We start from the raw sequence: 11,276 nt of genomic DNA, 5'->3' as shown, positions 1-11,276 counted from the left end.
TCATCAGCGCGCCGCGATGAAGCGCATGAAATGCGCCACATCCGCTTCGGTCGGCTCCTGGCCGGTGAAGGAGCGCAGATAGGCGGCGAGATGGCTGACGCGGGCCTCGACCGGTTCCTTGAGGTCGAGCACGTAATAGCCGATCTGCATGTAGTAGAGCACACGCGCTCGGATGAAGGCGTCCTCGTCGTCGTAGCCGTGCCGGCGGTACATGTCGCGGATGGCGCTGAGGCGCTCGTCGTCGGCCTGGTCGATCATCTGCCGCACGTCTGCCGAGCGCCTCGCCCATTCGCGCACGGCGAAATCGAGCCTCGGGTCGAAGAGGCGCTCGTCGGCCCAGCATTCGAATACGTTCATCACGCCCATGATGATGGTTTCGGCGGGGCGCCGGGCGCGCTCGACGATCGCAGTGGTGTTGGTGTCGTGCCAATGCTTGAGCAACTGGTCGAGCAGATCCTGCCGGCTTTCGAAATACCAGTAGAAGCTTGAGCGCGACACGCCGAGCTTCTGGCCGAGGGTGAGCACGCGCACGCTCTCGATACCGTCTGAAACCAGCGTCTCAAGCGCCAGATTGATCCAGTCCGAGCGCGTGACCTTGATGTTGCCGAGAACCGGTTCGGCCTGCGGGGCGGTCATGATCATGGCCGCACAATAGGCATGGCGGGAAGCGGCGCGCAAGCGATCTGTACACTTGTGTCTAGACACTCCTGTACAGGACGTGTATCGTAAGGCTCTCCAACGAGAGGGAGAGGCTCGTGAAATCGCATTACCGGGCAGTCGTCATCGGGGGAGGCGTGGTCGGCGCCTCGGTGCTCTATCACCTGACGCGCTTCGGCTGGAGCGACGTGGCGCTTATCGAGCGCGCCGAGCTGACGGCCGGCTCGACTTGGCACGCGGCGGCCGGCTTCCATGCGCTGAACGCCGATCCCAATGTCGCGGCGCTGCAGGACTACACGATCAAGCTCTACCGCGAGATCGAGGCCGAGTCCGGCCAGGATGCCGGGTTGCACATGACCGGTGGCGTCAACATGGCAAGCGATCCGCAGCGCTGGGAATGGCTGAAATCGGCCTGGGCGGTGTTCCAGTCGGTCGGCATCGAGACGGCCCGCCTGGTGACGCCCGAGGAGATCAAGGAGATCTGCCCGATCGTCGACGTCAGCGATGTGCTGGGTGGCCTTTACGATTCCAACGAAGGCCATCTCGACCCTTACGGCACGACGCACGCCTATGCGGGCGCCGCAAAGAAGCGCGGCGCCGATGTGATCCTGCGCAACCGCGTGATCGAGCTCAGCCAGCGCGCCGACGGCGGCTGGGATGTGGTTACGGAGAAGGGCGCGATTGTCGCCGAGCATGTCGTCAACGCCGGCGGCCTGTGGGCCAAGCAGGTCGGCCTCATGGCAGGCGTCGACCTGCCGGTGACGCCGATGGAGCACCATTATTTCGTCACCGAGGACATTCCGGAGGTCGCTGCCCTGGACAACGAGCTCGGCCTTGCCGTCGATCTCGACGGCTTCTCCTATCTTCGGCAGGAGCGCAAAGGCGTGCTGCTAGGTGTCTACGAGCAGAATCCAAAACATTGGAACATGGACGGTGCGCCCTGGGACTACGGCATCGAGCTGATCCCCGAGGACATCGACCGCATCAGCCCGGAGCTTTCGAAGGCGTATCAGCGCTTCCCCTGCCTGGCCAAGGCGGGCATCCGCAAATGGGTCAATGGCGCCTTCACCTTCACCCCCGACGGCAATCCACTGGTTGGCCCGGTGCGTGGCTTGAAGAACTACTGGGTCGCCTGCGGCGTCATGGCCGGCTTCAGCCAGGGTGGCGGCGTCGGCAAGTCGCTGGCCGAATGGATGATCTACGGCGAGCCGCAGGCCGACATCTTCGGCATGGACATCGCCCGCTACGGCGCCTTCGCAGCCAACCGCGAGTATCTCAGGCAAACCACGCGCCAGTTCTACGCCCGTCGCTTCGTCATGACCTTCCCCAACGAGCGGCTGCCGGCGGGCCGGCCGCTGAAGCGGCCCGGCGCCTATGACGGCATGAGCGCGGCCGGCGCCGAGTGGATGGCCTCATGGGGGCTGGAAATCCCGGCCTATTTCGCTCCGATGGGTTTTCGCGAGGAGACGACGCTGAAGCGCTCCAACGCCTTCGACATCGTTGGCGATGAGGTGCTGCAGGTGCGCCGCGCCGCCGGCCTCGTCGACACCACGGCCTTCTCGCGCTACGCCGTGTCCGGTCCCGGCGCCGAGGCCTGGCTCGACCGGCTGCTTGCCTGCAAACTGCCGAAGCCTCGGCGCGCGAAGCTTGCCCCGATGCTCGGCCATGACGGCAGGCTGAAGGGCGACCTTACCGTGCTCAACTGGGGCGGCGGCGACTACTGGATCATGGGCTCCTATTACCTGCGCGAATTCCACATGCGCTGGTTCGAGGCGCACATGGCGGACGGCGTCTCGGTTAACGACATCTCGGACGCGATGTCCGGCTTCCTGGTGACCGGGCCGAATGCAAGGAAGGTCGTCGAACGCACCACGCACCAGGACGTCTCCGCCAAAACCCTGCCGTTCATGGCCTGCGCCGAGTTCGACATCGGCATGGTTCGCGCCCGGGTCGCCCGGCTGTCGATCGCCGGCGAGCTCGGCTTCGAAATCAATTGCCCGGCCACCCTGCACGGGACGCTGCGCGAGACGCTGCTCGCCGCCGGCGAAGATCTTGGTCTCGCCGAGATCGGCTACTACGCGCTCAACGCGCTGCGGCTGGAGAAGAGTTTCGGCATCTGGTCGCGCGAGTTTACCCAAGGCTACACGCCCGGCCAGACCGGCCTTGACCGGTTCGTCGCCTTCGACAAGGGCGATTTTGTCGGCCGCGAAGCAGCTCTCAAGGAGCACAAGGCGGGCGTCGCCCGGCGGATCGTGACCCTGGAAGTCGATGCCGTCGACGCCGACGCCAGCGGTTTCGAGCCTGTCTGGCACAAGGGCCGGCGCGTCGGCTTCGTCACTTCCGGCGGCTACGGCTACACGGTTGGCAAGAGCGTCGCCCTGGCGTTGCTCGATGACGATTTCGCCGGGGAGGGGACGCAACTTTCCGTCCACATTGTCGGCGTCGAACGGCCGGCGCGCGTCATCGCGGCCTCGCCCTACGACCCCAAGGGCGAGGCAATGCGGCAATAGGGAGGATTGGGCATGATTGATGAGGCCGCACGCGATCAGAGGCGCGAACGCCGGCGCGGACGCACCGGCGAGGCCGGTAGCGAGTCCAGCCGCCGCCCGAACTATCGTTCGCTGAAGAACCCCTTCCTGCCGCAGCCGGTCTTTTCCGACGATCAGGTCGCCGCAATCCACGACACGGCGCTGCGCGTGCTGGAAGAACTCGGCATCAAGGTGCTGCTGCCGGAGGCGCGCGCCATTCTTGCCAAGGCCGGCGCCCTGGTCGACGAGGACAGCCAGATGGTGCGGATCGGCCGCGACATGGTCGAGGCAGCCTTGGCGTCCGCGCCGCGCTCGATCCCCGCCTATGGCGGCGCCCGCTCCCGTGACCTTATCCTCGAGCTTGGGTCCATGACATTCCTCGCCGGCTCCGGCGCGCCCAACGTCACCGATCTCGAGCGCGGAAGGCGGCCGGGCACGCTCGCCGCCTTCGAGGAATTCATGAAGCTCCTGCAGCATTTCGACGTGCTGCATATGCTCGGCCCTTGCATCGAGCCGCAGGACGTCGACACGCGCTTTCGCCACTTTGCCACCGGCCGCGCGCAGCTCACCTTGTCCGACAAGTTTCCCTTCGTCTTCGCGCGCGGCACGCCGCAGGTCGAGGACAGTTTTGAGATGGTCCGGCTGGCGCGCGGCCTCTCGGAGGACGAATTTCGCAACGGCGCCTTCTGCTACACCGTCATCAACACCAATTCGCCGCGCCAGCTCGATATCCCGATGGCGCAAGGCATCATCGACTTCGCCAGGTTCGGCCAGGTGTCGATCATCACGCCCTTCTGCCTGGCGGGCGCCATGGCGCCGATCACGGTCGCCGGCGCGCTGACCCTGCAGCATGCGGAGGCGCTGGCGGGGCTGACGCTCGCCCAGATCGTGCGCCCCGGCGCTCCGGTGGTCTATGGCTCGTTTTCCTCCAATGTCGACATGAAGTCGGGCGCGCCGGCCTTCGGCACGCCGGAGCACATCAAGGCGACCTTGGGCGCCGGCCAGCTCGCGCGCTTCACCGGCTTGCCTTGGCGTTCCGGCGGCGGCAGCGCCGCCAATGTCTCGGACGCGCAGGCGGCGCATGAGACGCAGTTCGCGCTATGGGGCTCGGTGCTTGCCGGCGCCACCGTCTGCATCCATGCGGCAGGCTGGCTGGAGGGCGGCTTGAGCGTCTCGTTCGAAAAGCTGATTACCGACATCGAGGCGCTGCAGACGGTCGCCGAGCTTTGCGCCACGACACCGGGTGATGCCGACGCCATCGGTTTCGACGCTGTTGCCGAGGTGCAGCCCGGCGGCCATTTCTTCTCGGCCGCCCACACCATGGCCCGCTACCGTACCGCCTTTTACGAACCGTTGGTGGCCGACTGGTCGAATTTCGGCAACTGGACGCAATCCGGCGGCAAGACCGCGACGGAGCGCGCCACCGGCATCTGGAAGCGGATTCTTTCCGATTTCCAGCCGCCCGCATCCGCTGCCGCCACCGCCGGCGTGCTCGACGATTTCATCGCACGCCGCACCGAAGAGGGCGGCGCGGCACCGGTGTCGTGAGGTCAAGGCAGCAGGGCAACCGCTGTACGCGAATAGGTTTTGTCGCTGACTTGATCGAGCATGAAGGCCGCCACGTCGGCGCGCGCCAGCGTCGGCAACAAGGATCTGGCCCGGATGCCGTGGCCGTGGCGGAACCGGCCGATGGCTGGACCGTTGCCGAGCTTTGGCGGTCGCACGATCGTCCAGTCGAGGCCGGACTGCGCGATGAGCCTTTCCTTCGCTTCGTGATCCGCCGCTTCATGGCGCAGCACGAGCGGCACGACGATGCCGCCGAGCAGTGGCCCCAATTGCCGCCGGCTGTCGCGGACGCCGAGGAAGGACTGATAAATGAGCCGGGTTGGCCCGCTCCGTTGCATCGCCTCGACGATGAAGCCGATACCGGCAATCACCGCCGCGTCGTGCTTCAGTGGCACGCCGACACCGAGGCAGCTCAACACCGCGTCGTGACCGGCAATCGCGCCCTCCACCGCCTTGCAGTCGGCGACGTCTCCGACGATCACGCTCAGACGGTCGTGGCTGATGGCGAGCTTGCGCGGGGTGCGGACGAAGGCGGTGACCAGATGGCCTTCCGCCAGCGCCGCCGAGACGAGGGCGCGGCCGGTCGCGCCCGAGGCGCCAAAGATCAGAAGTTTCATCTCCGGCCTCCCTGGCCAGTCTGCCCCGCTCGTCAGCCAGGCTTGCGCCCTGCGGCGAAAGCGACCGGCGCCCCAGCCGGGCAGCAGCCTTGTGTAGACGTAGTCGCATTGCTCCACCAGACCCTGCGCGGCGCCTCCCTCAAAAACCGTGTCGCCCCACATCGTGACACGCGTGATGCCCTGCATGCCCGCCGAACCGGAACCGCGCATGGTGCGGCTCGCCCCCGAAACTCTCGGCAGCCGCCCGGTTTTGCTTGTCTATCGCCGCGAGATCGGTGATGAGGCGCCTGTGCGCCGTCATCCGTTTCGTAACTGTGGTGATCAGGGATCAGGCAACGGTGATCAGCGGCAAGGCTTGATGGCATTGCCTCAAGACGCCGTCCGACGATCTGGCGAAACGGGTGCAAGGCGGCTACGCTGCGATGAGGACAAGGCAGGCGAGAGGAACCACATATGACGGCGCCTGGCGATTTGATGCAGGCCTTGTTCCTGCGATTGAAGACCGATGCGTCGCTGTCGGCGCTGCTGGGCGGCGCCGGCCTGCTCGAGCGCGCCGACGCCAAAGCCGCATTTCCGCACGTCACCTACGGCCGCACTAGCGCCTTCGACCTGGACACCGGCGCCGACGACAACGACGACCAACTCATCACGCTCCACATCTGGTCGAAGGCGCAGGGCGAGGCCGAGACGCGGCTCATCATGGACAGCATCAAGGCGCGCCTCGACGGCACGGCCCTCTCGATCGGCCCGCGTGGCCAGACGCGGCTGTCGCTGGAATTCGCCGAGGCGCGCTATGACGACGACCTCGCGGTGCACCACGGGCTGCTGCGCTTCCGCGCGCTGACGCAAGAAAGTGCCTGAGAGACCAGCTTTTCCTTCAGCAATTCCAGGAAAGGTGCGCAGCGGTTTTCCGTCCGGAAGTACAAAAAAAAGGAGTTAGAGCAATTCCGCGTTTCCTTGAAACGATGGACTTCTCTAGAGCTGGGCCTGGATGGCGGCCTTGTCGATGACGGACCAGACCTCGCGTATCCGCCCGTCCTGGATTTCATAAAAGACGTTCTCCGCGAAGGTGACTCGCCTGCCGTTCACCGCCAGGCCGAACAGCATGCCCTTGGGCCTGCAGTCGAAATGCAGACGGGCCGCCACGCGTGGTGGCTCTGAAACCAGAAGCTCGATGTTGAAACGCAGATCGGGAATGGCCTGAAAATCGCCTTCCAGCATGCGGCGATAGCCCGAAAGCCCCACCGTCTCGCCATTATACTGCACCTCCTCGCCGACAAACTGGCCGAGATTGTCCCAATCCTGTTCGTTGAGGCAGGCAATGTAGCCCTTGTAAAGACTGGCAAGGTCGTCATGGCTCATGGCATTCTCCCCGTCCTCAACTGCTTCACGGCGCAAATTAGAGCATATGCTAGCCGCGAAAACCGTAGCCGCGCCCGTGATTTTCCGGCTATCAATCCATGCTGGTCCTGATGGGCCCAGGCAGTTGGACTCGCATTTGTTCGTCTCGCGGGCAGGGGGTATGGCGGGCATGGATTTTCGGCCGTTCACCGTTCATTTCATGTTCAGCACAAATGCGTTAGTACCGTGATCATGAAAACGTTCCGCTCCCTTACTCGCGCCGCGACGCTGGCGCTTGCCGCAGCCGGGATTTTTGCGTCGCAGGCGACGGCGATGCCGCCCGTCGAGCCATCGGTCGATCAGCCGCTCGTGCTTGCTGCCAGCGACTGCTATGCAATCGGCCAGCAGATCGCCGCGCAGAACGGCGGCACGCTCGCCAAGGCCTCGCAGGCCACGCGCGGCGGACAGCAGGTCTGCGTGATCGTGGTACTGGTCCCGGGCAAGGAGGGCCAGCGGCCGCGCCGTACCGAGATCGTGGTGCCGCTGGACTGACGCCCAATTCCCTTTAACAGGCTTAAGTTTCCTGGCCGGCGGAATCGGCCTATACCTCCACCCTTCAACAGGCTACGAACCATGCGCGTGCTCGTCGTCGAGGATGACAAGGATCTCAACCGGCAGCTTACGGATGCGCTGGTAGATGCCGGCTATGTGGTCGACCGCGCCTATGACGGCGAAGAGGGGCATTTCCTCGGCGACACCGAGCCTTACGACGCCGTCGTCCTCGACATCGGCCTGCCGCAGATGGACGGCATCAGCGTCGTCGAGCGCTGGCGCCGCGGCGGGCGCAAGATGCCTGTGCTGATCCTGACCGCCCGCGACCGCTGGAGCGACAAGGTTGCCGGCATCGACGCGGGCGCCGACGACTACGTCACCAAGCCTTTTCACATCGAGGAGGTGCTGGCCAGAGTGAGGGCGCTGATCCGCCGCGCCGCCGGCCATGCCTCGTCCGAGCTCACCTGCGGGCCGCTGAGGCTCGACACCAAGGCCTCCAAGGCCGACGTCAACGGCGTGCCGCTGAAGCTCACTTCCCACGAGTTTCGGCTGCTTGCCTATCTGATGCATCATATGGGCGAGGTGGTATCGCGCACCGAATTGGTCGAACATCTCTACGACCAGGACTTCGACCGCGACTCCAACACCATCGAGGTGTTCGTCGGACGGCTTCGCAAGAAGATGGGCATCGACATGATCGAAACCGTGCGAGGCATGGGCTATCGCATGCGAGAGCCGGAGGCGTGACGCGGAACCGCTGAAGCCGACGATGAGAACGTGGCTTTCAAAGCTGCGGCTCTGGCCGCGCTCGCTGACCTTCCGCGTCATCGCCTTTTCCACAATTTGGGCGATCCTGACGCTCGTCGTCATCTTCACGCTCATAACCACGCTCTACCGCCAGGCCAGCGAGCGCGGCTTCGACAGTCTGCTTTCGGCGCATCTGTTCAACCTGATCGGCTCCGTCGGCATTTCCGACAATGGCGCGCTCATCGGCTCGCCCGACCTTGGCGATCTGCGCTTCTCGGAGCCGAATTCCGGCTGGTACTGGTCGGTCGAGCCGGCCTCCGAAGACGTTCACGGCGAACTCCATTCCTCCTCGATGACCTCCTCGATCCTGTCGCCGAGCGTCGCCGAGGTGCCGTTCAACGCGAACTTCCAGCGCAGCTATTCGACCGAGGGCATCAAGGGCGAGGAGTTAGAGGTTTTCGAGAGCGAGTTCGTGCTCGATGCCAAGAACCGCGCCGCGCGCTTCCGCGTCATGGGCAATCACAGCGAGCTCGAGCAGGAGATCGCGAGCTTCCAGCGCCGGCTGCTCACCTATCTGTCGCTGTTCGGCGTCGGCATGATCGCCATCAACGCCATCGCCATCCTTTTCGGCTTGCAGCCTTTGCGCCGCGTGCGCAATGCTTTGGCGATGGTGCGCGAGGGCACGGCGCAGCGGCTCGACGGGCGCTTCCCGGCCGAGATCGAGCCTCTGGCCAGCGAGACCAATGCGCTGATCGAGAACAACAGGCGCATCGTCGAGCGTTCGCGCACCCAGGTCGGCAACCTCGCCCATTCCCTGAAGACGCCGCTTGCCGTGCTGATCAACGAGGGCCGCGCGCTCGGCGGCGCCAAGGGCGAGCTCATCGCCGAGCAGGCTGCCTCGATGCAAAAGCAGGTCGACCATTATCTGCAGCGCGCCCGCGTCGCCGCCCAGCGCGACAGCGTCGTCTTCCGCACGCCGGTGGCGCCGCTGGTCGAGCGCATGGTGCGCGTGCTGCGCAAGCTCAACCCGCAGACACAGCTTTCGCTGTCGCAGCCTGCCGCCGGGATCGTCTTTGCCGGCGAGCGCGAGGATCTTGAGGAATTGCTCGGCAATCTCCTCGACAATGCCATGAAATGGGCGAAAAGCGCCGTTGCCGTCTCGGTCGCCACCGTTGCGGGAAGCCCCAACCTTTTTGAAATCGTTATAGAGGACGACGGCCCCGGCATTCCCGAGGACAGCGCGCGGGAAGTGTTGAAACGCGGCAAGAGACTCGACGAGACGAAGCCGGGAACGGGGCTTGGATTGGCCATTGTCGCCGACCTCGTCAACGAGTATGGAGGCGCCCTGGCGCTGGAACGGTCCAGCATGGGCGGCTTGAGGGCAGTGGTAAGATTGCGGAGCCTTCAATAATGTTTTTATCGATTTCCGTGCGGCCGCTCGCGGCCAAATTTCCGACAAATATCAATACTATGGGCTCGCTATCCTTCCCGCTGGCGCGGTTCCCGATCCATCTCGCTCCAGAAGTGCTTTTCGCCCAAGAAGCCCATCCCGCTCAAGAGAACCGGTTGCTGGCATGAAGATTCGCGTTGCGCTCGTTTCCGCCCTGATGGCCGTGTCGGGCTGCACCACGCTGGGCAGGACCGGCCCGACCTCTCCGGTCACGCCAGTCGCCACGCCGCCGGCCGCCGGCAAGGTGGGAGCCGGCATCGTCGCGGCCATGAATGGCGGGCTCATCGGCGGCTCGATCGGTTCGGGTCTGAGCGATGCCGAAAAGCGCAAAGGCCTCGAGGCCGAGTACAAGGCGCTGGAATACAACGCCAGCGGCCAGAAGGTGACGTGGAAGGGCGACAGCTCGACCCATTATGGCGAGGTCGTTGCCGCCCAGCCCTACCGGGTCGGCTCGCAGGACTGCCGCCAATACACCCACACCGTTTACACGAGCGGTTCGGGCGTCACGGCGCGCGGCACCGCCTGCCGCAATGCCGACGGCAGCTGGACACCGCTGACCTGAATTAGCAACGATCGGCGCAATTTGACATTGATCAAGGACGGCCGGCGCGTCTGCCGCCAAAGCGTCGCAGGGCGTCCGTGTTGGCAGGGCAGGGCTCTGCCTTTATTGGAATAGCCATGCTGTTCTGGGTCATAGCTGCAATCCTTACGCTGGGCGCCAGCCTGGCGGTGCTTTTGCCGCTGGCCGGCGGCACGAAAGCCGCATCGACAGCCGGCGATCACGATCTCGAAGTCTATCGCGACCAGCTTTCGGAACTCGACCGCGACATGGCGCGCGGTCTCATCCAGCCGGGTGAGGCGGAGGAAGCGCGCGCCGAGATCGGCCGCCGCATTCTGCGTCTCGGCTCGGACAGCCAGCCAAACGCGCGAGCGCCGCGCCCTTCGCGCGCCGCAAGGCTGGTCGCCACCGCCGCCGTGCTGGCGGTGCCGCTGGTCAGCTGGGGGCTCTACGGCTCACTCGGCTCCCCGGATCTGCCCTCGCAGCCGCTGGCCGAGCGGCTGGCCAAGAACCCTGCCGAGTCCTCGGTCGACGAGTTGGTTGCCCGCGCCGAGGCGCATCTCGCCGCCAACCCTTCGGACGGCAAGGGCTGGGACGTGCTTGCGCCGGTTTATCTGCGCCTACAGCGCTACGCCGACGCGGTGACCGCCTATCGCAACGCCATCCGCCTCGACGGCGACAGCGCCGTGCGCCAGGCCGGCCTTGGCGAGGCGATCGCCAACGCTGCCGGCGGGATCGTCACGGCCGAGGCTCAGGGCGCCTTCGACGCGGCCTTGAAGCTCGATCCCGCCAACGCCAAGGCCAATTTCTATCTGGCGATGGGCCTGGCCCAGGAAGGCAGGAAGGCGGAAGCCGCCGCCGCCTGGCAAAAGATGCTCGGTCAGCTTGCGCCCGATTCGCCCTGGCGCAGCGCCGTCCAGCAGGCGCTCGCCGAAACGGCCGAGCCGCCGGCGGCGGCAGGCAAGCCGGCGACCGGCCCGGATGCCGGGCAGGTCGAGGCGGCGCAGCAGATGGCGCCGCAGGACCGGCAGGTAATGATCGAGACCATGGTCGCCAGCCTCGACGACCGGCTGAAACAAAATCCGCGCGACGAGGAAGGGTGGATGCGGCTCATTCGTTCCTATGTCGTGCTCGGCGAGGCCGACCGGGCCCGCGACGCGCTCGGCCGCGCGGTTGCCGTCTTCGGCGCCGACAGCGAGCAGGCCAAGAAATTCACCGCCTTTGCCGCCTCCCTCGGCGTGACGGCGACGGAGTAGGCC

Annotated in this window: 12 protein-coding genes; 9 read left to right on the top strand and 3 right to left on the bottom strand. The window is 65.5% G+C overall.

The window, feature by feature from the left end; translation table 11 throughout:
- Window positions 1-3 precede the first annotated feature (3 nt).
- Entirely contained in the window at window positions 4-642 is a 639-nt protein-coding gene (locus P9254_RS17525) for a TetR/AcrR family transcriptional regulator (RefSeq protein ID WP_067320941.1), read from the bottom strand.
- A 113-nt stretch (window positions 643-755) separates the two neighbouring features.
- On the opposite strand from P9254_RS17525, the gene P9254_RS17520 reads away from it, so the two are divergent.
- Window positions 756-3,167, top strand: a complete 2,412-nt coding sequence (locus P9254_RS17520; protein WP_127243138.1) for a GcvT family protein — start codon at window positions 756-758, stop codon at window positions 3,165-3,167.
- Between the two features lie 12 nt (window positions 3,168-3,179).
- Complete coding sequence (locus tag P9254_RS17515; RefSeq protein ID WP_278056322.1) at window positions 3,180-4,733, top strand: trimethylamine methyltransferase family protein; 1,554 nt, start codon at window positions 3,180-3,182, stop codon at window positions 4,731-4,733.
- Window positions 4,734-4,735: 2 nt separating this feature from the next.
- Here the strand turns inward: P9254_RS17515 and P9254_RS17510 are convergent, their stop codons facing one another.
- Complete coding sequence (locus tag P9254_RS17510; RefSeq protein WP_278056324.1) at window positions 4,736-5,554, bottom strand: NAD(P)-dependent oxidoreductase; 819 nt, start codon at window positions 5,552-5,554, stop codon at window positions 4,736-4,738.
- A gap of 267 nt (window positions 5,555-5,821) precedes the next feature.
- Here P9254_RS17510 and P9254_RS17505 point away from each other — a divergent pair, with 267 nt between their 5' ends.
- Window positions 5,822-6,229 carry a DUF3168 domain-containing protein gene (locus tag P9254_RS17505; RefSeq protein WP_278056326.1) on the top strand — a complete coding sequence of 136 codons (408 nt, stop codon included), beginning with the start codon at window positions 5,822-5,824 and terminating at the stop codon, window positions 6,227-6,229.
- Between the two features lie 114 nt (window positions 6,230-6,343).
- Here P9254_RS17505 and P9254_RS17500 read toward each other — a convergent pair whose 3' ends face one another.
- On the bottom strand, window positions 6,344-6,730 hold the full coding sequence (locus P9254_RS17500) for an ester cyclase (RefSeq protein WP_067320956.1): 387 nt from the start codon (window positions 6,728-6,730) through the stop codon (window positions 6,344-6,346).
- Window positions 6,731-6,961: 231 nt separating this feature from the next.
- On the opposite strand from P9254_RS17500, the gene P9254_RS17495 reads away from it, so the two are divergent.
- From P9254_RS17495 to ccmI, 6 genes are all read left to right on the top strand, one after another.
- Complete coding sequence (locus P9254_RS17495; RefSeq protein WP_067320960.1) at window positions 6,962-7,261, top strand: hypothetical protein; 300 nt, start codon at window positions 6,962-6,964, stop codon at window positions 7,259-7,261.
- 81 nt (window positions 7,262-7,342) lie between these two features.
- Complete coding sequence (locus P9254_RS17490) at window positions 7,343-8,008, top strand: response regulator transcription factor (RefSeq protein ID WP_067320964.1); 666 nt, start codon at window positions 7,343-7,345, stop codon at window positions 8,006-8,008.
- Window positions 8,009-8,030: 22 nt separating this feature from the next.
- Window positions 8,031-9,419 carry an ATP-binding protein gene (locus tag P9254_RS17485; protein WP_067320967.1) on the top strand — a complete coding sequence of 463 codons (1,389 nt, stop codon included), beginning with the start codon at window positions 8,031-8,033 and terminating at the stop codon, window positions 9,417-9,419.
- Window positions 9,419-9,586, top strand: a complete 168-nt coding sequence (locus tag P9254_RS17480; RefSeq protein WP_156751019.1) for a hypothetical protein — start codon at window positions 9,419-9,421, stop codon at window positions 9,584-9,586. The genes P9254_RS17485 and P9254_RS17480 overlap by 1 nt, the downstream gene beginning before the upstream one ends.
- Window positions 9,583-10,020, top strand: a complete 438-nt coding sequence (locus P9254_RS17475; protein WP_066997605.1) for a hypothetical protein — start codon at window positions 9,583-9,585, stop codon at window positions 10,018-10,020. Before P9254_RS17480 ends, P9254_RS17475 begins: the two co-directional genes overlap by 4 nt.
- Before the next feature lie 116 nt (window positions 10,021-10,136).
- Complete coding sequence (ccmI, locus tag P9254_RS17470; RefSeq protein ID WP_067320970.1) at window positions 10,137-11,273, top strand: c-type cytochrome biogenesis protein CcmI; 1,137 nt, start codon at window positions 10,137-10,139, stop codon at window positions 11,271-11,273.
- Window positions 11,274-11,276 lie beyond the last annotated feature (3 nt).

The sequence above is a fragment of the Mesorhizobium sp. WSM4983 genome (assembly GCF_029625765.1).
Lineage (GTDB): Bacteria > Pseudomonadota > Alphaproteobacteria > Rhizobiales > Rhizobiaceae > Mesorhizobium.
Note: the sequence above shows the minus strand (reverse complement) of the source record. Positions and strands in the feature narration are given on the sequence as shown.